Genomic DNA, 22,639 nt, shown 5'->3' with positions numbered 1-22,639 from the left:
GGCCCCAGAGCCTAACCTCCAATGCTTCAGGGAAGCTTAATTCATGGCCGATCAATCGATCATCAGTGCGCTTATCCTTGGCCTTATCGAAGGCCTGACGGAATTCATTCCGGTATCGTCCACCGCGCACGTCCTGCTTGCCGGGCATTTCCTCGGTTTCAAGTCGCCCGGCAATACCTTTGCCGTACTCATCCAGCTTGGTGCGATCCTCGCCATTCTGCTGGTCTATTTCCAGCGGTTGCTGTCTATCGCGCTGGCTTTACCATCAAGCGCGAAGGCAAGACGGTTCGTCCTGTCGATCCTTCTCGCCTTCCTGCCGGCTGCCGTGATTGGCGCCATAGCCCATGACTTCATCAAGACCGTCCTGTTCGAAACGCCGATGCTGATCTGCGTCGTCCTGATCATTGGCGGCGTCATTCTATATGCGATCGACCGCATGCCTTTGAAGCCGATATATCGCGATGTCATGGATTATCCACCCTCGCTGGCATTCAAAATCGGTCTTTGCCAGTGCCTGGCGATGATCCCCGGCACATCGCGCTCCGGCGCCACGATCGCCGGGGCCCTTCTGATGGGAACCGACAAGCGTTCGGCCGCCGAATTCTCGTTCTTCCTGGCGATGCCGACCATGCTCGGCGCGTTCACGCTCGACCTCTACAAGAATCGGGATGCCCTCAACCTCGACGACGTGACATTGATCGCCGTCGGCTTCATCGCCGCCTTCGTATCCGCATTGCTGGTGGTGCGATCGCTTTTGAACTTCGTCTCGAGCCGGGGCTTCGCACCGTTTGCCATCTGGCGCATTATCGTCGGTACGGCAGGCCTCATCGGCCTCTGGCTGTTCGGCTAAGCCAATAAAAAACCGCATGCACCTCATTGAAGAGAGTGCATGCGGTTCCTGGCCCCCGCCATTGTCTGTGCCGCCTTGTCAGAAGGCGGAAATTCTTATTCGCCGGCCAGCGTGCCGATCGATGCGGTCGTGCAAGGATCGACGCCATACGCCGGGGCGCAGCCGCTATGATTGCTGGCGACCGTCTTCGGCGCAGCGAAGGATCCAGCCAGGATAATAAGTGCCGCGCACGCAAAGAAAATCGCGATCGACTTGCCCATAAAAAATGTGCCTCTCAAGGTGATGTGAGTGCGCCGGTCATTCCTTGGGTGAACGAGCGGTGCGGCTGCTGTGTATGTGCTGGAACTGTTGTTATCAATATCGATACATGTTGAATCGACAGTAAAGACCAATCGCTTTTTTAAGTGAGGCAGAACTGCAACGTTTTATTCTGCGACGGTCAAAAAGAAACCGCCGGTGGGTACCGGCGGCTCATTTGGCAATTCATTTTCAAGCTGCGCGCAGCGTGATCAGGCGGTGCTGCCGGAGCGGGTATACTGACCCTGCGGACGATAGCGGACCACGTAGGACGGCAGCACAGCCTCGACGGAGGTGGGCTCGATACCGAACGCCTGCAACGTCCGGCCTTCGGTCTGCGCCTTTGCAGACACGATATTGTCGCTCTTCAGCAGGGTAACCTGATCGGCGGTCAGCGGCGGCGTGATGAGCGGCACCATCGAGGCGACAGAGCCAATCAGCGATGCGATACCGAAGGGGATCGGCAGCAAGGTGCGCTTGCGATCGATTGTCTTCAGGAGGATTTCAAGACAGTTCTTGAAGGTGAGAACGTCCGGTCCGCCAATCTCGTAGATCCGGCCCTTGGCAACCTTGCCTTCGACAGCTTTGGCAACAGCTTCGGCAACATCGGCAACATAGATCGGCTGGAATTCCATGTTGCCACCGCCGACCAGCGGTAGCACCGGCGAAAAGCGCGCCATTTCCGCGAACTTGTTGAAGAAGCCATCCTCTGGGCCAAAGACGATCGAGGGGCGAAGGATAACCGCGTCCGGAACAGTCTCGATGATTGCCCGTTCCGCCCGGCCCTTGCTGCGCGCGTAATGCGATTCGGCATTGGCATCGGCGCCGATGGCTGACACATGCGTCAACGTCGCGCCAGCACCACGCGCGGCCTCAGCCACGGCGCGGGCGCCAAAATCCTGAACCGAATCGAATGTGTTGCGCCCGCTCTCGAACAGGATGCCGACACAGTTGACGACGTGATCGGACCCCTGCACGGCGGCATCGACCGATTTACGGTAGCGCAAATTGGCCTGAACGAAGGAAATCTGGCCAACATTACCCAAAGGCTGAAGGAAACCCGCCAGATCAGGGCGGCGAACGGCGACGCGAATGCGAAAACCGCGCTTGGCCAGGGCCCGCACGACATGCCGGCCGACAAACCCGGAACCGCCGAAAACGGTAACGAGCGGCGGGAGATTGGACAAAGTCATGGCACAGGCACTCCTGATCTGCAGTATGGCGTATATGAGCTACATAGCCCAATCATCGGGCCACGGGAAGGCTTATCACCATGGCTTTGCTGCCGCTTTCCGCCGCAGTTGCGGCCGTGCATCAGACACCCTCGACAACAACCATTTCAGCATCGGCGCATTGCTGGCGGATGGCGGCGGCAACCTGATATTCTGCAGAATGATAACAATCGATGGCGGCCTGCAGCGACGGGAACTCGATCACCACATTGCGGCCACGCACATCGCCCTCCAGGCGCTGGAAGGCGCCGCCCCGCGCCAGAAAGTTCGCGCCATACTTCTCAAACGCCGGCTTGGCGGCGGCAACGTAATCCTTGTAACGCTCAGTATCGCGGACATCGACCCGCGCAATCCAGTAGCCCTTGGCCATGGCAATCCCCCCCAAAACTCGTCGCAACCAGAATTATCGTTTCAGATTATTTCGTCAAATCATTTGACCAGTCAGAATTTGGAAGTCTCTCAGGAAAGTGCGACAGCTTCACAACCGGCGCCGGGAGCGAAACGGAATTGGCAAGGTCAGGCATGCTCGTCCCGGGATCGGAGACAACGGTCATTGCTCAAAGTGCGCTGGTCATCTCGTTGAGGATCGCCAGTGCGGCGGCATGCGGATCGGCCGCCTTGACGATCGGGCGGGCGACGACGAGGTGGCTGGAGCCTGCATGCAAGGCATCGGCCGGTGTCATCACACGTTTCTGATCGCCCCTGTCGCTGCCAGCCGGACGAATACCGGGAGTGACAATTGCCATGTCCGGGCCGACGATCTTGCGAACGGCGGAGGACTCTTCAGCCGAGCACACGATGCCGCCCATGCCAGCAGTGCGCGCCTGTTCGGCGCGGCGCAACACCAACGTATGGGGATCGTATTCATAACCGGCGTCGATGACATCCTGCTCATCCATCGAGGTGAGCACGGTAACACCGAGCAGGCAAAGATCGGAGCCACGGGCAGCTTCCACAGCCGCGCGCATCGCCTTCGGATAGGCATGCAGCGTCAGCATCGACATGCCCATCTTGGCGATGTTCTCGACGCCCTTGGCAACCGTGTTGTCGATATCGAGCAGCTTCATGTCGAGGAAGATCTTTTTGCCGTCGGCGGCCAGATCACGGGCGAATTCCAGACCGCCGGCAAATGCCAGCTGATAGCCGATCTTGTAGAACAGCACGTCATCGCCCAGCGCTTTCACGATCACCTCGGCCTCGCCGATGGTGGGGATATCCAGACCGACGATCAGCCGGTCGCGCGCGGTCGCAGTCATTTTTGCCATCCTTGCCAGAGTTCCATCGCGGTCCAGTCGCATGCAAGGGAACGGTCTGCAAGGGAAAATGCGTAGAGGCAACCACCGCCTGCCAACTGGTCGTGGCTGCGGGAAATGGGCAGGCCAGCCAGATGACATTTCAAGAGCGTACCGACGCCGCCATGTCCGACGAAGGCAATCGGCTTTGCCGGGTCATGCCGGTCAAGGATGGATGTGACCGCTGTCACAATCCGCTTCTGGGCATCGATTGCCCGCTCCCAGCCCTGAAAACTCTGCTCGGGATTGGCGAAGAACCAGTTCGCAGCCTTTTCGAATTCCTCGGGAACCAGAAAGCCCGTCGCCGAGCGATCGTTTTCACCGGAATGTTCGAGGACTTCGACCTCAGCGCCGCTTGCCCGAGCCATGATTGCGGCCGTCTCCAGAGCCTTGGTCTCGTCGCTGGAGAGAATACGGGACAGTTGCTGTGCCCAATTGCACTGCGCTGCCTTTCCCGCTCGCGCGACACCGATCTCCGACAGTCCCCAGCGTGGAACCGGCACATCCGGCTCAAGGCGGATTTGCGGATGCGTAATGTAAACCCCGAACATCAACAGGCCTCAATGCGTCTTGCGGTAAACCCACAGCTGCGCCGGCGGGATGTTGCGGACGACAAAATCATAATGGGAAATCTGGTAGCGATCCGGCATGGCGACAACAGGCGAGAGCGGACCATAGGAAATCTGGATGACCGGGCGGCCGACCGGGATGCGCGAAAGCAGATCGTCGATCAGCGAGACGCGCATATGCATCGGAAAGTTCAAAAGCGGCACGGCGGAAACCACGCTATCGAACTTCTGGTCGCGGCGTGTGCCGAGCGTCTTGTCGAGATCAAAGGCGTCGCCGTTGATAAAATCGACGTCGGGATAAGTCTTGACGAGATGCTGGTAGAAATCGGTGGAAAATTCGATTGATACCAGGTTTTCCGGCTGAACGCCCTTCTGCAGGATCGCCTTGGTGATGACGCCGGTCCCTGGGCCAAGCTCAAGAACAGGCAGGCCCGAATGCGGGTTGACGACGCTGGCCATGCGTCTGGCCGTTATGCCGGATGTCGGCACAATGGAGCCAACCGCCTTCATATTGCTTCGCCAGCCCTTGAAGAAACGGATTTCTTCATCGAATTTCTTGCCAAAGCGCTCTTTCAGACGAAAATTCATGCGTATCTCCAGCAAAACCTCGTCTGTGTGCCAACAGGCTTCATGCCTGCCGGTGCAAACGCAGCGTCTCCAACTCCGAAATGAGTATGTGTTGCCCTGAGCGACAAAAACAAGTCATTTCGCGTCATTATATTAGTCTGCCAACAACTAGGCCACCACCCTCGCCGCTGGATAACCGGATACGAAAACGGCCGGATCAGGTCCGGCCGTTTTCCATTTCAAACTCCTGCCGGGCCTAAACCCGCATCGGCATCAGAACATAGAGAGCGTCATCGCCCGCCATGTCGCGCACCAGCGTCGGCGAACCGGCATCGGCCAGCATGAAAACAGCTTCGGAACCGGACAGCTGCGCAGTGATATCGAGCAGATACTTGGCGTTGAAGCCGATCTCCAGCGGGTCACTGTCGTAGCCGACGGCGAGTTCTTCCGTGGCGCTGCCCGAATCCGGGTTGTTGACAGTCAGCGTCAGCTGTCCGTCAGACAGTGCCAGCTTCACGGCGCGGCCACGCTCGGACGAAATCGTCGAAACACGATCAACGGCCTGCGCGAACGACTGGCAATCGATCTTCAGTTCCTTGTCGTTATTGGCCGGAATGACACGCTGGTAATCGGGGAACGTACCGTCGATCAGCTTCGAGGTCATGATGATCGAGCCGATCGTCAGGCGGATCTTGGCGTCCGACACTTCGACGGTGACGATCACGTCGGGATTATCGACCAGCTTCTGCAACTCGCTGACGGTTTTCCGCGGAATGATGATGCCCGGCATGCCTTCCGAGCCCGACGGGGCTTCGAGATCGGCACGGGCCAGACGATGGCCGTCGGTGGCGACGGCACGCAGCTTGAGTTGGCCGTTGCTTTCGATCGTGTGGATATAAATGCCGTTCAAATAATAGCGGGTCTCTTCCGTCGAGATCGCAAACTGGGTGCGATCGATCAGCATCTTGAGGTCCGTGGCCTTCATGCGGAAGGTGTGGGTGAAGGCGCCGGCGGTCAGATCCGGAAAGTCGGACTGCGGCAGGCATTGCAGCGAAAACTTCGAGCGGCCGGACTGGACCGTCATGGCCGTGCCTTCGGCATTAGTAGCGAGTACCACCTCGGAGCCATCGGACAGCTTGCGGACGATATCGTAAAGCAGATGCGCAGGCACAGTCGTTGCACCGGGTGTTTCCACCTGGGCAGGCGTTGCTTCGGTGATTTCGAGGTCGAGGTCGGTTGCCTTCATTTCAAGGCTGGCACCGTCGGAGCGCAAAAGCACGTTCGAGAGGATCGGAATGGTATTGCGACGCTCGACCACGCGGTGAACGTGGTTCAGCGACTTCAGGAGATTGGACCGCTCGAGAGTAATGCGCATGAGATGCTACCGCTTTCAACCATCGCCGGGCGGGCCGCGCCTCCCGGCTAGAACTTTTGAAATGTCCCCTTTCGGACGGGGAAGATGTGGACGGGCAAAATGGCAGAAACAAGCCGTGAAAAGCAAGGGGTAACGGTGGTTGAGCCCCAGTAATGTTTGCACCGCCGCAAATCCGCTGCTCTTGCCGAAGTGCTGCCACTCACCCATAAAGACCGGGCGCCGGCTCAACGGCGGGCAAAGGCATAGAGGCAGACGGTTTTGGAAAAGCAGGCATCCGGCGAAACGCAGACGAACGAGCGGCAGAAGGGCTACCGCCTGCACAATGTCGCGGTGCCCGCACGGCCGCTGGAACCCGCGCTCTATCTGGTCGCAACCCCGATCGGCAATCTCTCCGATATTACCCTGCGCGCGCTCGAAACACTGGCTGGCGCAGACGTGCTGGCCTGCGAGGACACACGCGTTACCCGGGTGCTGCTCGATCGCTACGGCATCGTCAACCGGCCGTATGCCTATCACGAATACAATGCCAACGAAGTCGGCCCCAAGCTTCTGGCGGCGCTCGACGCGGGCAAATCCGTCGCCCTCGTTTCGGATGCCGGTACGCCACTGGTCTCCGATCCCGGCTACAGGCTCGGCCAGATCGCCATCGAGGCCGGGCATCGCGTCGTGCCAATCCCCGGCGCTTCAGCGCCTCTCGCAGCCCTCGTCGGCTCCGGCCTGCCGAACGATGCCTTCCTGTTTGCAGGTTTCCTGCCCTCCAAGGATAAGGCCCGCCGCGACCGGTTTGCCGAACTTGCCAAAGTTCCCGCGACATTGATGTTCTTTGAATCACCGCACCGGATCGCAGCCACCATTGTTGCGGCCCACGACGTGCTGGGTGGTGAGCGCCGCGCCTCAGTCTGCCGCGAACTGACCAAGACATTTGAGGAATTCCGCCGCGGCACACTGGCCGAGCTCAAGGCCTTTTATGACGAGGGTGCCACCGTCAAAGGCGAGATCGTGCTGGTCATCGGCCCGCCCGACGCCCCCGCAGCGCCAGAAGCTGACGATGTCGACGCCATTCTCTTGAAGCTCGTCAAGGATATGTCGACCGGCAAGGCTGCAACGGAGGCTGCCAAACAGACCGGCCTCAACCGCAAGGACCTCTACGACCGGCTGCTGGAGCTCAAAGACCGGGATGAGACCTGAGCCGCCAGATCAGAAAAGACGCAAGGCGCTCCGGCGCGGCTCGGCTGCGGAATATCGCGCCGCCCTTTGCCTCCTCCTCAAGGGCTACCGCATCGTCGCATTCCGCTACAGGACGAAGCTGGGTGAAATCGACATTATTGCACGCAAGGGCAATTTGGTCGCTTGCGTCGAGGTGAAGGCCCGCCGGTCGCTTGAAGAATCTGTTTTTGCCGTTTCCGATTTTGCACAGCGCCGCATCCGCGCTGCAAGCGACCTCTGGCTTGCCAAACAGCGGGATTCCGCGGAGCTTTCAATCCGCTACGACATAATCTCCGTCACGCCCTGGCGCTGGCCGGTGCATCTTTCCGATGCTTTTTGAACAGCTGTGCACAGTTGTAATCATTCCGACACAAAACCGTTATGCGGACGTCATCAAAGGGCTTTAGCCGGTTCCTCACCCTAAACCTGGTGAAAGGAACTGCCATGATCAGGAAATTCACGATGACCGGCCTCGCGCTGGTTTTCTCCGCAACATCTTCGTTTGCCGCGACCAATATCAGCTGGTGGCACGGCATGGCCGGCCGTAACGGCGAAGTCATCAACGAGATTGCAACGAAGTTCAACGCGTCGCAGGCCGCCTGCGCGCTGACCCCGGTTTCCAAGGGCACCTATGAGGAAGCGCTCGCTTCCGGCATCGCCGCTTTCCGTTCGGGCGAACAGCCGAACATCCTGCAGGTTTTCGACGCCGGTGCAGCGACGATCATCAATGCCAAGGGCGCCGTTATCCCGGCTGAAGACCTGATCAACAATGCCGGCTACAAGTTCGACCGCGACGCCTTCATCGATGGCGTTCGCTATTTCTACGCCGATAGCGACGGCAAGTTCGTCGGCATGCCGTTCAACTCTTCGGCACCGATCATGTACATCAATGACGAAGCCCTGAAGAAGGCTGGCGTCGAAGCCCCGAAGACCTGGGAAGAATTCGAAGCCGCAGCCCCGAAGCTGAAGGCCGCCGGTTTCATACCGCTCGTCCAGTCGCAACTGACCTGGCAGTTCACCGAGAACTTTTTCTCGCGCAACAACATCCAGTTCGCCACCAACAACAACGGTTATGACAGCGTCACCGATACGACGCTCAAGGTCACCGACCCGAACCTCATCATGATGTTCGACAAGCTGAAGGCCTGGGCCGACGAAGGCTACTTCGCCTATTACGGCGCTGGCTGGAACGATAACCAGAAGATGTTCGAAGAAAACAAGGCCGCCCTCTGGATCGGCTCGTCGGGCTCGTTCGGCGGCCTGACCAAGACGGCCCAGATGCCCTTCTCGGCAACCTTCCTGCCGTACTGGGGTTCGATCAAGGGTGCTGGCACCTCGTCCTTCATCGGCGGTGCTGCCCTCTTCGCAATGGCTGGCAAGCCGGAAGCAGAAAACAAGTGCGTCGCCGACTTCTTCCAGTTCCTGACCTCGCCGGAAATCCAGGTCTTTTACCATGAAGCCACCGGTTACGTCGCCATCACCAAGGCAGCTTACGAGCTTGCCAAGAAGGACGGCTACTACAACGAGAAGCCTGCTGCCGAAATCGGCATCAAGCAGTTGATGCTGCCGGCTGGCGAATGGTCGAAGGGCTACCGCCTCGGCTTCTACCCGCAGATCCGCGAAATCATGGAACGTGAATACGGCCGCATCTTCGCCGGCGAAGTCTCCGTCAAGGACGCCTTTGACACGATCGAGAAGGAAGGCAACGAACTTCTCGCCCGTTTTGCCAAGACAGCAGGCTGATCTCTGATCTCCCTCCCCCTTTTGGGGAGGGTGGCCCGAAGGGCCGGGAGGGGTTCTTTCTTCAAAAGAGCCCCTCCCCAACCCTCCCCACAAGGGGGAGGGAGCCCCTGCGTAACTCCGATACTTCGAAAGCCCGTTCATGACGAACACGCCCACATCCCAGGCAATGTCCGGAACTGCCGCTGCGCCCGCCCCTGGTGGGTTTTGGCGCATGTTCGGCCTGAGCAAATCCGCCAGCAGACCGCCGGAAGACACGGACGCCAAGCGCGTGCAGTTCAACTCGCGGCTCCTGCCCTATCTGTTCCTTGCGCCGCAGATGCTGATCATCTTTGTGTTCTTCTATTGGCCCTCGGTTCAGGCGATCCATTCGTCCTTCTACCTTGAGGACCCCTTCGGCTTCGGCTCCACCTTCGTCGGGCTGGCCAACTATACCGACGTGCTGAAATCCGGCGAATATCTGGGCATTGCCCGCTTTACCGCCGTGTTCACGGCCCTCGTCACCTTCTTTTCGCTGGCAATCGGCCTGCTGCTCGCCGTCAAGGCTGACGGCGTCATTCGCGGCAATGCCACCTACAAGACGCTGTTGATCTGGGTCTATGCCATTGCCCCACCGGTTGCCGGTCTGATGGGCATGATGATGTTCGACCAGCATATCGGCCCGCTGGTCAAATTCGCCGCCTTCTTCGGCTGGGAAATCAAGGTCGGCCTCAATTACAACGACACCGCGTTCGCGATGATCGTGGTCTCGGTCTGGAAGCAGATTCCCTACAATTTCATCTTCTTTCTGTCAGGCCTGCAGGGCATTCCGGTCTCGGTGCGCGAGGCGGCGCTGATGGACTGCCGCTCCGGCTTCCGCCGGTTCTGGACGGTCATCCTGCCGCTGCTTGCGCCGACCGCCTTCTTCCTCCTGATCATCAACACGACCTACGCCCTGTTCGACACGTTCGGCGTCATCGACGTGATGGTGAAGGACAAGGCCGCCAACAACCCGATTACGCTGGTCTACAAGGTCTATATGGACGGCTTCCGCGGCAATGACCTCGGCGGCTCCTCGGCCCAGTCGGTCATCCTGATGATCATCGTCTTCGTGCTCACCATCTTCCAGTTCCGCTTCATCGAGCGGCGCGTCCACTACAATTGAGCGGGGGCGAGACAATGCATCGCACAAAACTTTTCGATCACGTCATCCTGATGATGGGCGTCTTCTTCATGGTCGGCCCGCTGCTGGTCGCCCTGATGACCTCCAGCCACGAGGCGGCCGAGATCCATCGCAACGGGTTGCAGATCCTGCCCGGCGGCCATTTCATCGACACCTACACGACGGTACTGACCAAGCAAGGTGGCTTCACCGGCAAGATCACCGGCCTTCGCATGATGATGAATTCGCTGATCCTCGGTATCGGCTTTGCGGCCGGCAAGATCATCCTGTCGATGCTGGCTGCCTATGCGCTGGTCTATTTCCGCTTCCGCTTTGCCACCATCACCTTCTGGATGATCTTCACGACGCTGCTCCTGCCGCTCGAAGTGCGCATCCTGCCGTCCTATGAGGTGATGAACACGCTGAAGCTGACCAACACCTATACCGGCCTGATCGTGCCGCTCCTGGCGTCTGCCACCGGCACCTTCTATTTCCGCCAGTTCTTCAAATCGATCCCCGATGAACTGCTGGAGGCCGCCCGCATCGATGGCGCCGGGCCGTTCAAATTCTTCATCGACGTGATCATCCCCCTGTCGAAGACGATGATCGCGGCGATCTTCATCATCATGTTCGTCTATGGCTGGAACCAGTATCTCTGGCCGACGCTGATGACCACCGACGAGAGCTTCTTCACCCTGGTGCGCGGCATCAAGCAGATTCTGCTGGTCTGGGTCGGCTCCAACATTCCCGACTATAACGAAGCCTTTGCCCTGGCGATCCTTGCCATGGTGCCGCCTGTGATGATCGTGATGATCTTCCAGCGCTGGTTCATCAAAGGCCTCACCGAGAGCGACAAGTAGAGGAGACGCGGCCATGGCAGCGATCAACATCACCAATGTTTCGAAGATCTACGCAGGCGGCGTCGAGGCGGTGAAATCCGTGTCGATCGACATCGAGGACGGTGAGTTCATCGTCCTCGTCGGCCCCTCCGGCTGCGGCAAGTCCACGCTTCTGCGCATGGTCGCGGGGCTTGAGGCCATATCGAAAGGCACGGTCGAAATCGGCGATCGCGTCATCAACGATGTGGAACCGGCCGAGCGCGATATCGCCATGGTGTTCCAGAACTACGCGCTCTATCCGCATATGACCGTCTACAACAACCTTGCCTATGGCCTCAAAAACCGCGGCACGCCGAAGGCAGAGATCGATGCGCGCGTCGCCGAAGCCGCCCGCATGCTGGAGATCGAACAATATCTCGACCGCAAGCCGCGCGCCCTTTCCGGCGGCCAGCGCCAGCGCGTCGCCATGGGCCGGGCGATCGTGCGCAAACCCGCCGCTTTCCTGTTCGACGAACCCTTGTCCAACCTCGATGCCAAGCTGCGTGTTTCGATGCGCGGCGAGATCAAGCAGCTGCAGAAGCGCCTCGGCACGACCTCGCTCTATGTCACCCACGACCAGCTGGAAGCGATGACGCTGGCTGATCGCCTCGTCGTCCTCAACGGTGGCCAGATCGAGCAGATCGGCAGGCCGCTCGATGTCTATCACACGCCCGCCTCCACCTTCGTCGCCTCCTTCATCGGCTCGCCGGCCATGAACCTTCTGCGCGGCACCCGCGAAGGCAACCTGCTGCATTTCGGCAGCCAGGTGCTCGACCTTGGCCGCGCTCCTGCATTTCCCGGACCGATCACCGTCGGCATCCGCGCCGAAGACCTGCGGATCGCGACAACAGGCGAACAGGCGTTGACACTGAAGGTCGATTACATCGAGGAACTCGGCGCCCAGCGCCTCGTCCACGGCACCATCGACGGCAAAAAGCTGACGGCGTCGCTGTCGCCCGAGATCGGCATCGGCGAAACGATGGCGCTGACGATCGCACCGGAACGGCTGCATTTCTTCGATGCCGATACCGGCAAGCGTCTGGCGCAGCCGTTCGCGGTATCCGAGGGTAGGCGCGTGGAGAGACTGGAGATCGCGGATACGTGAGCGGGAAAGGCCGCTTTCGGCCCGAAGCCGACGATTGACTTCCGCTCTTCTTACCCCCGAAGCTGCTTATGTTTTCTGGACTAAGGTTTGAATAGTGATGGCCCACTTCGCCGCCGAAACTTTCAAGTTTCAAACCAAACGAGCGGCAGGACATGGCGTACTCTTACTCATCGCGAGGTCGGCAAGCTTTAAGGTTTGAACCACCCGGTCCGTCACGCAATCTGACCGACCTCCGTCGTTCGCGCATCGGGCAACAAGGAATACATGCACAAACATGCGTTTTTGGCCAACAGCTCACGGACCTGAGCACTCGCTCTGCCAACATTCAGAGATCACAGACATTGGTTCAGCGGCGGTAGCTCTCAATCCGTTTTCGTTAGCCATTGAGAGGACCCTGCCGCTGGGGTAATATCTGGGAGTCATGGCCCGCCCGCCCGACACGGCAGCAGACTTCAAGGTGATTAATGAAGGGTTTTACCTGGGAGCGAGCACCATTTTCTGTTTGTGTGGTCTGTAAAGAGAAAACGTTTGGACTTCTCCAAGCCGGTGGCCATACGCTTACGATGAGATGTTCAAGCTGCCGGCATACAGAAACCATCGCGCTTCCGCCGGTCGACAAGAAGGTGATCTACCTCGACCAGTTCGTCTTCAGCTTGCTTTTCAATGTTGTTTCTGGTGGGCGCTTGCCAGTTGGGAATGAAGCGTTCGCCACGAAGTTGCACGAGCGCCTACGCCGCCTGGTTCTGCTGCAACAAATCATTCTCCCACACTCTGATATCCATCGAGACGAAACAACCGTCTTTCACAGCGCGATGGAGTTGCGGGAAGCATACGAATTTATCGGTGGAGACATCTCGTTATCCGACACCTCGACTGTCGAACTGGAGCAAGCGCTGGACGCCGCAGACGCCTATCTGAACGGCACGCCGCTTTCCCTTAGTCTCTCGGTGGACGAAGTTTTAGAAAGCAAGCGAAATGAGTGGCTATCGGACATGCATATCTCCGTGCGGTCCGATTATAGCCAGTTTGCTGATGGCCTTCGAAAGATGCGTGACGAAGCGCATGGTGACATGGAGAAGCTTGCAGCTCGTTGGGCAGCAGAGAAACCAACTTTCAATGACGTTCTGAAGGTGGAGTTGGACGCAGTTCTTGCTGGGAAGGTCGGCGCATTGGCTGCGACTGAAAGGAAAAAGTCTAGTGCCGACCCGGATACCTTCTTCAATGCCGTCAACTCGCCGATCCAAAGGGAAGCCCGAACCCTATTGGACGTCATGCGAAGGGCGGGCGTTCCTGACAATGAGGCAGGCCAAAAGGTGCGCGAAGTATGGGCGTCTGAGGTCTATAAGCAGCTGCCACATCATCGCATTTCAGCTTATCTTTTCGCTGCCACAGCCAGACGGGTCGTAGGAGGGCAGAAGACCATCATCAACAAGGGAATGATGAACGATATCCGCGCTATCGCAGCCTATGCCCCATATCTTGATGCGATGTTCGTGGACAAGACGTCAGCTCAATTACTTCAAGAGCGACCGCTTTCAGAAGATTTGGAATACAGGGCGAGAATTTTCTCCTTTTCCGACCGCGAAGACTTTATGGCCTACCTCGACGAACTGGAGGCCAACACCCCTTCTGACGTTAAGGAGATGGCCTCACTCATATACGGCGTGACGTGAGGCGGCCGATCTGACTGACAGGACCGCTTCCATTCGTGGTCCGGCCTGTTCGTGTGGGCCATCGGGATGCATCAGACAAAGGACTACATGTTCGCTCGGATACGAGGGCGGGCATTTATGCTAATGACCGCTTCTGGCGCAAAGGCGCTACGAACATCATCCACCCACAAAAAAATCATCCCCGCAAATCCCCGCCCTCAAAACCCGTGCCATACTTCTCCCGTCCCACCACGGATACACCGGTTTGCGTTGCCGGCGAGGTGGGGCCGGTGCCCGGACGGTTTGGCGAAACGCGCGCGAAATCCCCGGGGCTGCGTGAAAGGTGGTTCTCCTCCGGTTCGTGAAAGCGGACCGGGCGTGCCGGGTGGTCACGCCGTCCTTGACGGTCCAGGACCAAACCCCGCCTCATTGAAAGGCCCGCGGATAAGCGGCGGGCCGGGGCATTGGAGGCTTTCCCATAACAAAGGAAAGCGCAGAAGAACCTGAGAAGCGCGGCAAAAGACACTGAAGCGGGGCACATCGTGTGTCACCTACTCCTACTACCTACGGCACCCGATGTGCCCCGGCCAATTCCGCCAGGCAAGAGGCCGGCGAACCTGCAGATGTTTCAAGCCACGGGCGAAAAAGCCGCCGCGTGAAGGAGAAGGCGTGTTCGATGGAGACGACGTTAGAAATCTGTATGGCTTCCCGAACCGCATTTGATATAGACAGGCTCTCTCAACGATGCCCACGATCAACAGGGAATGTCTCATGGCGAAAATCGTAAATGTCGCGATCCAGATGGATCATGTTTCGGGCATCAATATCGCGGGTGACAGCACCTTCGCCATGAGTATTGAGGCACAGGCGCGCGGCTACAAGCTCTTCCATTATACGCCGAACCAGCTGTCGCTGCGCGACGGCAAGGTGATCGCCACGGTACAGCCGATGACGCTGCGCGACGTCAAGGGCGACCACTATACGCTCGGAGATGCCGAACGCATCGATCTGTCGACCATGGACGTGGTGCTTTTGCGCCAGGATCCGCCCTTCGACATGGCCTATATCACCTCGACGCATCTGCTCGAGCGCATCCACCCGAAAACACTCGTCGTCAACGATCCAGCCTGGGTGCGCAACTCGCCGGAGAAGATCTTCGTCACCGAATTCCCCGACCTGATGCCGAAGACGCTGATCACCCGCGACCCGGCCGAGATCGCCAGCTTCCGCGCCGAAATGGGCGATATCATCCTGAAGCCGCTCTACGGCAATGGCGGCGCCGGCGTTTTCCATTCGACCCGCGACGACCGCAACATGTCCTCGCTGCTCGAAATGTTCGGCCAGATGTTCCGCGAGCCCTTCATTGCGCAGGAATACCTGCCGGCGGTGCGCAAGGGCGACAAGCGCATCATCCTCGTCGACGGCGAGCCGGTCGGCGCAATCAACCGGGTGCCTGCCGAACACGACGCCCGTTCCAACATGCATGCCGGCGGCACGCCGATGCCGACGGAACTGACGGCGCGCGAAAAGGAAATCTGCGCCCGCATCGGCCCGGCCCTGCGCGAACGCGGCTTCCTGCTCGTCGGTATCGACGTGATCGGCGACGTGATGACCGAGATCAACGTCACATCTCCCACAGGCATTCGCGAAGTGAAGAACTTCGGCGGCGCGGATATTGCGGCCCTGCTCTGGGACGCGATCGAACGCAAGCGCGCTTGACGGTGTCTTGAACAGGCCGGTGCAGATTTTCGTTCCGGCACAAGCGCTGCAACCCCATTTCATCCTCCGGATGTTCACGGTTGTTCCGCTCCGTTCCTGAAACACAATCGGCCACAACCTGGCCGATTGTGATTGCCCACTCTGTTCGATAATTGTTCTTGTTTTATTCCGTTATTCGTGCAAGATTTCACACCACAACCGATAGAGGTTGTGGTGGCGGGCTGTCGGCCTGCCTCGCGGCAAGAGGGGCAATCATGGTCGCGCGTGTCAGTACGGTTGCATTTCAAGGCATAGAAGGTGTGCCAGTCGATGTTCAGGTGATGGTTGCGCCGGGAAAAGTCGGCATGCAGATGTTGAGGTGGATTAATTTTTAAGGTACCCGTCAATCTCAATGGAGATTTGATGCCGAAACCTCTAGCATATTCATACATCCGAATGTCCACTGACGTTCAGTTGAAAGGCGACAGTCTGCGCCGGCAGACTGAGGCTTCCGAAGCTTATGCTGCCGAAAACAATCTCGAATTGGTGCGAGACTTCGAGCTCGAAGACATCGGCGTATCCGCGTTCAAAGGACTGAACGTTTCACAAGGTGCTTTGGGGCTCTTTCTGAAAGCTGTAGAAGAACGGCTGATACCCTCTGGCTCTTACCTTCTCGTCGAGTCGCTCGACCGTCTAAGCCGAGAAAGGCCTCACACGGCGACTGCTTTGTTCCTGCAGATTTTGGAAGCCGGGGTTCACATTGTAACGCTAGCGGACAAACGGCTCTACCGATCTGACAGCAACGACCTTGCGGACATTCTCGTATCGGTTATCATCATGAGCCGCGCGTTTGAGGAGTCTCAAACCAAGAGCATGCGCGTTTCCGCAGCATGGCAAAACAAGCGAAACAATGCTGCCAGCCGAAAACTGACGAAGGTTGCTCCCGCTTGGCTACGTTTATCCGACGATCGAACGGCGTTTGAAATTGTCGATCAAAAGGCAGCACTCGTCAAAAAAATCTTCGAGTACGCCGACGAGGGCAGAGGATCAAATCAGATTGCTCGTAAGCTGAACGTCGAGAAAGTTGAACCAATAACCGAGTCAAATGGCTGGCACGAGTCATACATAACGAAAATTTTGACGAATCGAGCTGCAATCGGGGAATATCAACCTCATCACTATGTAGCAAATAAACGGATTCCATCCGGCGATCCGGTTCTCGACTACTACCCGTCAATCATCGACCGAGAGCAGTTTGACCGTGTTCAATATGGAAGGAAAGTTCGACGCGTTAGAGGTGCCGGAAGAAAAGGTAACCGGCATGTGAACCTCTTCTCGGGAGTCGCAAAGTGTGGCTACTGCGGCGCGAGCATGATGGTGATCGACAAAGGAGCAAAGCCCAAGGGCGGCGTGTACCTCCGTTGCGATAGCGCGCGTCGTGGGTTTCGATGTGATGCTGGGTCATGGCAACTCGAACATTTCGAGACTGCCTTCCTATTTTTCGTCAAGGAACTGGACTTGACCGCGCTGCTAAACAGCAAGGGCCAGAAGGCAGAACGACAGCAGCTCGAAACAAGCACGTTGAATAAACGTTCTCAGCGGGACGCTGCTCTGGGGCAAAGAGATAAACTCCTCGAATTGCTTCTGCAGCCCTCGGCATCCGCGTCCTATTTTGTTGAAAAGGTGGATGAGCTGTCGGGGAAAATCTCTACGCTGGAGTGCGAGATTGGCGTTCTGCATGAACAGGTTAGCAAGCTCACGGCACTTAGCACGGACGCTCAGGTGGATGTGCTCGACTGGATTCGCAGCATCAAAACAGAGAATGATGGGGTCGAAAATCGGATCCGAATAGCAGACTGGATCAGGCTCAATATAAGGGAGCTGATCGTTTTTCCGGATGGCCTCGATGGAGAACAGGCTGCGACAGCAGCGGAACGCCTTTCACCAGCTGGACGGAGGCAGTTTTCAGTGTCGTTTGAAAACGGGGTATTTAGGACCGTTCGTTTGCAAGGTTCCGATCCGACAAGCTTTGAATTCGCTGTTTATGCGGACGAAGCGGGATGGGAGTTGGAAAATGAAGACGGCTCCGTTGAAGAATGGAAAGACCCTGTCATTGACAGTGAATAGGATGACGGTAAGCGCGCGCTCTAGTTTTGTTTGGTTTCGCAGCCCGAGAAAAGTCCCTTGGAAAATGGGTGCAATTTCGCGACCTTGCTCTTAATCCGCACTGATGGATGATTCTGCCGTGGGGTTTCGTGCCGTGAGGATGCTTCAGCTCGCGAGATTTCAGCGCATTTCGATGCGCAGGTTGGGTTTTGACCGTCGGTAAAGCTGAGAAGGATGTGAAGAGTTCTTCAAGGTTTGAACTAGAGAAATGCAATTTTTCAACATCCTCTCCTGAATTCCCTTGAATGTTAAAAATCGCAGTTTTTAAATCGTTGCGGCTCCGTTGTTGGCTGGAGGTTCAACCGCTTGGTCACTAGCTGTGTCCCATGTCATTCATCCCATTTAAGTAGCCCGGTGCTAGCAGTGTAGTCCTTGTGATTAGCCTGTTGTCGCCGCTCAACGCTCGAAACGTCTTGTAAAAATTGTATATTATATTAGTCTCAACTTATATTAGCATGTATTGAAGTTATTGCGCCGAGGAGAGAACTTGTGGCCAAAATCGTTCGCAACATTTCGATTTTCATAATATCGGTTTTCATGACTTACCTCCCACCGATAGCTCCGCAATCCTATGCGGCACTTCTTGAAACTGGCCCCGTATCGGCTGTCTTAGATGGGATAAAAGATCGAGCCTCCAGCCTTATCGAAGAAGGTAAGCGCACGGGCGACTTCCTGATCACTCGAATGGGAATTCAGGTAAAGGACAGTATCGACGCTTGGGAGAAGGCTAATTCCGCTCTCCTGAGCCAGGCATTCTCGTCTCTGGACAAATCCCTGCAGGATTCGTTCCGGCAGCTCGACAGCACGATGACGCAGATCGACGCCACCGTGGAAAACGCTGTAGCGGAGGCAAACAATATTACTGGTGCGCTAGGCCAAATTGCGGCCAACACCATAATCTCAGATAACCGATTCTATGTGATGACCTATACGCCCCGGGTGCTCCTTCCGGTCGGCGATAAGAACGTAATCGTGAAAGTTATTGGGCCGAACATTTACAGGTCGGACCCGAAGGTCACGTTGGAGGGCCTCTCTGATCCCACGATAACATCATCAAAAGCCCAGGAGTTAATCTTCGAGATTGATCGGTCGACGCTGGATTTTCCAAAGTCCTCAACCAAGCTCTTAAAACCCAAACTCCAGCACGATGAAACGGTTTTCTCTATGTGGCGTCCAGCAACATGGTTCGGCACCACTCGGGTGGATGCGGAAATCCCAATAATGCTCATGCCTCAGAACATGGGCACCTACTCGATGACAACTCGAATTCTGGACGAGCGGCGTGATACAGATGAATTCACTCTCAACCTTGGCCGTTTTCAAGGGAGAAACGGCGAGATAGATAGAGCCGTTCAGGTACCAGAGACCGAGCTAGGCTGGCGCCTCGATCTGACGCGCAGAAACCTTATAAGGCTCGTGAACGGAGGAGGTGATCACGGTCGCTGCGAAGGCATTCGGGAACCAACCGTGACGGAGAACGGCGTGGTGATGTATGCGCGGGTTGACAATAGAGACAATTGGCAGGGACGCCGTGACGCTTGGGTAAATTGCTCGATTGTTATTCCACGGTATCGCGTTGTTAAACAAGAGATCGACGGACCCGGTGATAGCGGAGGTATATCTTGGAAAGGTGCAGTGCTTAACGAGCCGCAAAACGCTGTATCCCGCCAAATTACAATAGTGCTGTTTGATGGGACCACCGACACATTCGACGGCGCTGGTGCGATGAAGATGCTTACGATCACGCAGGGCGCACACCGCTTCGTCGTTCGCCCAAGGGCTCCGCACGACTTCTAGGAGATGCATATGCACTATAGGTCAATTGGTTTCGCAACGTTGTCATCCATATTCTCTCTATGGCTGGGCGGGCTTTCTGCTGCGAGCGACGCCGATCTTAAAACGATTTGGGTAGAGCCGGGAGAGAGTGCTGATCTATACTGGCAATTCAATCTCACCGGAAACGTTCTAGTTGCCGCGGACAAGGATGGAGAGATAGCGTGCGCAAACTATTGGTGGTTGATATGGCCGCTGGGCACGATTAAAAGCTTGGGTAGACATTGCGGACGGGCGTCGTTCCAAATACCGGGATTAGGCGACTTCTCAATTGCTTCAAAGCTTCGCGTCGGAGACGTGGCGGGCAGGACCAGAATCCGTGCGACCTCTAGCGAAACAGTTGCGCATAGTCTTCCTGATATTCACTTTTGAAAAGAAATGATACTCGATGGACGATTTAGGATTCGGCCAAAGGGCCGAAACTGAGTTTATCTTCTACCGGTTAACACTGTCAGCGCCGCGTCCGTTTGTGCGGTATAGACCTCACGGCAATGCTTTCATCCGCCCCCACGCAAAAAAGGTCAGGTAGCGGCAGTCGTTTAGAGATTTAGCCGCTCATTCTCGCCAGGTAATTTTTGACTGTCTGGGGATAGAAAAGCGAGCCGGTTCGCGTTTTAACGTTTTTGCGGTTCAAAACACGTGCTATCGCGGAGAAGCTCAGCGTGGCCCAGTCACTGGGAAGGTGTTGAGCAAGTGAACCCGCAAATTGATCTGCCGAATCTCTGTTTATCAATGCAAGCTGTTTGCCGTGTTGTCCAAGCAGCTTACCTCGCTTTCGGACTTGGCTGAGTGCTGCTTTTGTTCTCTCGGAAATCAGTCGTCGTTCTTCCTGAGCCAGAGCTGCGAATATGTGGAGCTGAAATTCCGTTGCTCGCGGCATCTCGGCTATCGTTAACTGAATTCCACTTTCCATCACCGATGCTATGAAGCTGACTCTGCGTGAGAAGCGGTCAAGCTTAGCAATCAAGAGCGGCACCGCCTTTGCTTTTGCAAGCCTCATCGCTTTTTGAAGCTGCTCTCTGTTCTCCTTTCGTCCCGACACGACCTCCGTAAACGCGGCAATGATAGTATCGGAACTTTCCAGGAACGCATTCACGGCGGCTTGCTGAGCTTCCAACCCCAGTCCGGATCGCCCCTGTCTTTTGGTCGATACTCGGTAATAAGCGACGTAGTCCATCGGCCTCCTTTGAGCGCTTTTTGCGATGCTTCGCGGTTCCTACCTTCCTCACCTCCCGTCAATGAGGTCAACATAGAAAGGAGATGCTGACGTACGTTTAAAAAAGACAGGGAGAAGCCCGAGGAGTCTGTGATGGAAACTGACAGGCCGTGAAATAACTGCAAAGTGGCTTATCCGGTCTGTTTAAAGGTGTTTCACTTGGACGATATTCCTCTGCGCATCAGCGAATTGATCATGGAGGACGCCGACTTTCAAAATTTGGAAAAGTCGCTGGATATATTCTGTCCGTTTGAAGCGGTAGGAATGGTCAGCGCCGAAATCCGTCATTCAAATTTCTTATCGTATATTTTGAACCCAAATAGGCCTCATGGATTTAAGGGTGCTCTGTTGAGGACATTTTTAATGTCTGCAATGCGCATCGGCCATGAGAAGGGTCTTTCGGCTGGTCTCACCCCCCTGGACATCCACCTCATGGATATGGAAGTTGTCGAGGTTCGACGCGAGTGGAGAAATATCGATCTCCTCCTGATAGCGCCAACGTCGAAACTGGTGGTTGCCGTCGAGTTAAAGATCGATGCATCGCAATCAAAGGGTCAACTGACTGGCTACCGACGTGTTGTTCACGAGCAATGGCCCGATATTGCTTGGCGGAAAATATTCATTTTTCTGACGAAGCACGATGAAATGCCTGATGACCTGCAGTGGTTACCAATGCCTTTGTCTCTCGTTATCGAAGCCTTTAAAGGCTATATTTCTCAACCCGAGCTAAATCAAGCTACCCTCCCCCACCAGATGTTGAGCGCTTATTGCGCGATGGCAGAAAGACACCACATGGAAAACCGCGATCTGGTTCAGCTTGCCAATGCTATTTGGTCACGCCATGAGCAGGCTCTCACGTTCCTCATAAGCCATCAGCCCGACATTTGGGGACCTATACATCGCGCCTTATTAGACCGGGTGCATGAAATCCCTGAAACCGCAAATAGACAGTCGCCTCTAACCCTCCAACGGGATCACGACACAAGCCGCATTACGCGATTTGCTATTGTGGAATGGGACACTATACCCGGAATGCTTACGGCGCACGAATGGACCCCTACAAACAGACTTTTATTGTACGAACTGAAGTTCGAATCCAACGGAGTCAGTGGTTATCTCTATATGGGCCGGGGTGGTGGGAAAGAGAGGGATTCGATCCTAAATGCTTTAGGTGCAATAAGAAAATCGAAAAAACTGACCGCGGGTTGGACACGACTTGAAAGTCGCTTACTTTTATCGGCAGCGGATGCAAGCAACGCCGACCCGGACGAGGCGGTGGAGCAGATCATTTCTGGGTTTAAGGCGTATATATTAGAAAGCGCAAGCCGCACGAACGCGCTGTTGTCGACGTTACAACCTGTGGACCATCTTCACGCTCCCGCTTCTTAAAGCTCATTCAGACTGGAACGGCTGTTTTGTGGGACACCTTCAAACGTAAACCCTGGCTTATGTTTGAAGGATCGTCTTTTTCATTTAGAGGCACAACGTTAAATGAGCATCCCGTCGCACGATCACCTTGCGACTAGACAACAGCGCTACGCGCCAGCTTTGAACAATAGTTCCTGTGCAATTCTTACTCATTGCGAACCGGTTAGGATTTTGCCACGACGCCCGCGACCGAATGAATCTTTTTCGATGATCTTCAATCAATGACTGTAGGCTTGGTTGACCGATTGCCAGAATCTACGATTCTGTCAATCAGTCAGAGATAACCGACCAAGCGCTGTTGGTCTCCCCTGCGCAACCCCGACCAGCTTCGGGAAGACCAACAGCTTAGCGCCTGCTGAGATCTATTTATGCCGCTCCAGGATCGGCACGCACA

20 protein-coding genes and 1 pseudogene are annotated in these 22,639 nt (G+C 56.4%); 13 read left to right on the top strand and 8 right to left on the bottom strand.

Annotated features, from left to right (window positions below; genetic code table 11):
• The first annotated feature begins 43 nt into the window (after window positions 1-43).
• Window positions 44-850 (top strand): undecaprenyl-diphosphate phosphatase, encoded by an 807-nt coding sequence (locus tag R6X40_RS29305; RefSeq protein WP_318418477.1) that lies wholly within the window; start codon window positions 44-46, stop codon window positions 848-850.
• A gap of 95 nt (window positions 851-945) precedes the next feature.
• On the opposite strand, the gene R6X40_RS29300 is transcribed toward R6X40_RS29305, so the two are convergent.
• The 7 genes from R6X40_RS29300 to dnaN all read right to left on the bottom strand — a co-directional run bounded on the left by R6X40_RS29300 (window position 946) and on the right by dnaN (window position 6,182).
• A complete protein-coding gene (locus R6X40_RS29300) occupies window positions 946-1,110 on the bottom strand; it encodes a hypothetical protein (RefSeq protein WP_264220845.1) in 165 nt (54 codons plus the stop codon).
• A 249-nt stretch (window positions 1,111-1,359) separates the two neighbouring features.
• Window positions 1,360-2,340 carry a complex I NDUFA9 subunit family protein gene (locus tag R6X40_RS29295; protein WP_318418473.1) on the bottom strand — a complete coding sequence of 327 codons (981 nt, stop codon included), beginning with the start codon at window positions 2,338-2,340 and terminating at the stop codon, window positions 1,360-1,362.
• Window positions 2,341-2,461: 121 nt separating this feature from the next.
• Entirely contained in the window at window positions 2,462-2,749 is a 288-nt protein-coding gene (locus tag R6X40_RS29290) for a DUF1330 domain-containing protein (RefSeq protein ID WP_318418471.1), read from the bottom strand.
• Window positions 2,750-2,936: 187 nt separating this feature from the next.
• Window positions 2,937-3,635, bottom strand: coding sequence for an orotidine-5'-phosphate decarboxylase (gene pyrF, locus R6X40_RS29285; RefSeq protein ID WP_318418470.1), 699 nt, complete (start codon window positions 3,633-3,635; stop codon window positions 2,937-2,939).
• Entirely contained in the window at window positions 3,632-4,222 is a 591-nt protein-coding gene (locus R6X40_RS29280) for a histidine phosphatase family protein (protein WP_318418468.1), read from the bottom strand. The genes pyrF and R6X40_RS29280 overlap by 4 nt, the downstream gene beginning before the upstream one ends.
• A 9-nt stretch (window positions 4,223-4,231) precedes the next feature.
• Window positions 4,232-4,828, bottom strand: coding sequence for a phospholipid N-methyltransferase PmtA (gene pmtA, locus R6X40_RS29275; protein ID WP_412178490.1), 597 nt, complete (start codon window positions 4,826-4,828; stop codon window positions 4,232-4,234).
• A 235-nt stretch (window positions 4,829-5,063) separates the two neighbouring features.
• Window positions 5,064-6,182: a DNA polymerase III subunit beta gene (dnaN, locus tag R6X40_RS29270; protein WP_318418467.1), complete on the bottom strand. Its 1,119-nt coding sequence runs from the start codon at window positions 6,180-6,182 to the stop codon at window positions 5,064-5,066.
• Window positions 6,183-6,440: 258 nt separating this feature from the next.
• On the opposite strand from dnaN, the gene rsmI reads away from it, so the two are divergent.
• From rsmI to R6X40_RS29215, 11 genes and pseudogenes are all read left to right on the top strand, one after another.
• Complete coding sequence (gene rsmI, locus R6X40_RS29265; protein WP_318418465.1) at window positions 6,441-7,370, top strand: 16S rRNA (cytidine(1402)-2'-O)-methyltransferase; 930 nt, start codon at window positions 6,441-6,443, stop codon at window positions 7,368-7,370.
• The gene (locus R6X40_RS29260; RefSeq protein WP_318418463.1) at window positions 7,360-7,728 is read left to right on the top strand and encodes a YraN family protein; all 369 of its coding nucleotides are present in this window, start codon (window positions 7,360-7,362) and stop codon (window positions 7,726-7,728) included. The genes rsmI and R6X40_RS29260 overlap by 11 nt, the downstream gene beginning before the upstream one ends.
• A gap of 104 nt (window positions 7,729-7,832) precedes the next feature.
• A complete protein-coding gene (locus tag R6X40_RS29255) occupies window positions 7,833-9,131 on the top strand; it encodes an extracellular solute-binding protein (RefSeq protein WP_318418462.1) in 1,299 nt (432 codons plus the stop codon).
• A 211-nt stretch (window positions 9,132-9,342) separates the two neighbouring features.
• Window positions 9,343-10,272 carry an ABC transporter permease subunit gene (locus R6X40_RS29250; protein WP_318418607.1) on the top strand — a complete coding sequence of 310 codons (930 nt, stop codon included), beginning with the start codon at window positions 9,343-9,345 and terminating at the stop codon, window positions 10,270-10,272.
• Window positions 10,273-10,286: 14 nt separating this feature from the next.
• On the top strand, window positions 10,287-11,129 hold the full coding sequence (gene ugpE, locus R6X40_RS29245) for a sn-glycerol-3-phosphate ABC transporter permease UgpE (protein ID WP_318418460.1): 843 nt from the start codon (window positions 10,287-10,289) through the stop codon (window positions 11,127-11,129).
• Window positions 11,130-11,142: 13 nt separating this feature from the next.
• Complete coding sequence (locus tag R6X40_RS29240) at window positions 11,143-12,252, top strand: sn-glycerol-3-phosphate import ATP-binding protein UgpC (protein ID WP_318418458.1); 1,110 nt, start codon at window positions 11,143-11,145, stop codon at window positions 12,250-12,252.
• Window positions 12,253-12,716: 464 nt separating this feature from the next.
• Window positions 12,717-13,925 (top strand): hypothetical protein, encoded by a 1,209-nt coding sequence (locus tag R6X40_RS29235; protein ID WP_318418456.1) that lies wholly within the window; start codon window positions 12,717-12,719, stop codon window positions 13,923-13,925.
• A gap of 750 nt (window positions 13,926-14,675) precedes the next feature.
• The gene (gene gshB, locus R6X40_RS29230; RefSeq protein WP_318418455.1) at window positions 14,676-15,623 is read left to right on the top strand and encodes a glutathione synthase; all 948 of its coding nucleotides are present in this window, start codon (window positions 14,676-14,678) and stop codon (window positions 15,621-15,623) included.
• Window positions 15,624-15,877: 254 nt separating this feature from the next.
• Window positions 15,878-15,979 (top strand): annotated as a pseudogene (locus tag R6X40_RS29225) (ATP-binding protein); the annotation flags it as partial.
• Window positions 15,980-16,025: 46 nt separating this feature from the next.
• The gene (locus tag R6X40_RS29220; RefSeq protein WP_318418453.1) at window positions 16,026-17,729 is read left to right on the top strand and encodes a recombinase family protein; all 1,704 of its coding nucleotides are present in this window, start codon (window positions 16,026-16,028) and stop codon (window positions 17,727-17,729) included.
• 528 nt (window positions 17,730-18,257) lie between these two features.
• Window positions 18,258-19,565 carry a hypothetical protein gene (locus R6X40_RS29215; RefSeq protein WP_318418451.1) on the top strand — a complete coding sequence of 436 codons (1,308 nt, stop codon included), beginning with the start codon at window positions 18,258-18,260 and terminating at the stop codon, window positions 19,563-19,565.
• A gap of 583 nt (window positions 19,566-20,148) precedes the next feature.
• Here the strand turns inward: R6X40_RS29215 and R6X40_RS29210 are convergent.
• Entirely contained in the window at window positions 20,149-20,778 is a 630-nt protein-coding gene (locus tag R6X40_RS29210) for a recombinase family protein (protein WP_318418450.1), read from the bottom strand.
• A gap of 198 nt (window positions 20,779-20,976) precedes the next feature.
• On the opposite strand from R6X40_RS29210, the gene R6X40_RS29205 reads away from it, so the two are divergent.
• Window positions 20,977-22,206 carry a PD-(D/E)XK nuclease family protein gene (locus tag R6X40_RS29205; protein WP_318418448.1) on the top strand — a complete coding sequence of 410 codons (1,230 nt, stop codon included), beginning with the start codon at window positions 20,977-20,979 and terminating at the stop codon, window positions 22,204-22,206.
• Window positions 22,207-22,639: the final 433 nt, after the last annotated feature.

It is taken from the genome of Rhizobium sp. PL01 (genome assembly GCF_033447125.1).
Classification (GTDB): Bacteria; Pseudomonadota; Alphaproteobacteria; order Rhizobiales; family Rhizobiaceae; genus Pararhizobium.
Note: the sequence above shows the minus strand (reverse complement) of the source record. Positions and strands in the feature narration are given on the sequence as shown.

Coding starts and splice junctions, on each gene's coding strand:
- R6X40_RS29305 (WP_318418477.1), top strand. CDS start 44: ATGGCCGATCAATCGATCATCAGTGCGCTTATCCTTGGCCTTATCGAA.
- R6X40_RS29300 (WP_264220845.1), bottom strand. CDS start 1,110: ATGGGCAAGTCGATCGCGATTTTCTTTGCGTGCGCGGCACTTATTATC.
- R6X40_RS29295 (WP_318418473.1), bottom strand. CDS start 2,340: ATGACTTTGTCCAATCTCCCGCCGCTCGTTACCGTTTTCGGCGGTTCC.
- R6X40_RS29290 (WP_318418471.1), bottom strand. CDS start 2,749: ATGGCCAAGGGCTACTGGATTGCGCGGGTCGATGTCCGCGATACTGAG.
- pyrF (WP_318418470.1), bottom strand. CDS start 3,635: ATGACTGCGACCGCGCGCGACCGGCTGATCGTCGGTCTGGATATCCCC.
- R6X40_RS29280 (WP_318418468.1), bottom strand. CDS start 4,222: ATGTTCGGGGTTTACATTACGCATCCGCAAATCCGCCTTGAGCCGGAT.
- pmtA (WP_412178490.1), bottom strand. CDS start 4,828: ATGAATTTTCGTCTGAAAGAGCGCTTTGGCAAGAAATTCGATGAAGAA.
- dnaN (WP_318418467.1), bottom strand. CDS start 6,182: ATGCGCATTACTCTCGAGCGGTCCAATCTCCTGAAGTCGCTGAACCAC.
- R6X40_RS29260 (WP_318418463.1), top strand. CDS start 7,360: ATGAGACCTGAGCCGCCAGATCAGAAAAGACGCAAGGCGCTCCGGCGC.
- R6X40_RS29255 (WP_318418462.1), top strand. CDS start 7,833: ATGATCAGGAAATTCACGATGACCGGCCTCGCGCTGGTTTTCTCCGCA.
- R6X40_RS29250 (WP_318418607.1), top strand. CDS start 9,343: ATGTTCGGCCTGAGCAAATCCGCCAGCAGACCGCCGGAAGACACGGAC.
- ugpE (WP_318418460.1), top strand. CDS start 10,287: ATGCATCGCACAAAACTTTTCGATCACGTCATCCTGATGATGGGCGTC.
- R6X40_RS29240 (WP_318418458.1), top strand. CDS start 11,143: ATGGCAGCGATCAACATCACCAATGTTTCGAAGATCTACGCAGGCGGC.
- R6X40_RS29235 (WP_318418456.1), top strand. CDS start 12,717: ATGAAGGGTTTTACCTGGGAGCGAGCACCATTTTCTGTTTGTGTGGTC.
- gshB (WP_318418455.1), top strand. CDS start 14,676: ATGGCGAAAATCGTAAATGTCGCGATCCAGATGGATCATGTTTCGGGC.
- R6X40_RS29220 (WP_318418453.1), top strand. CDS start 16,026: ATGCCGAAACCTCTAGCATATTCATACATCCGAATGTCCACTGACGTT.
- R6X40_RS29210 (WP_318418450.1), bottom strand. CDS start 20,778: ATGGACTACGTCGCTTATTACCGAGTATCGACCAAAAGACAGGGGCGA.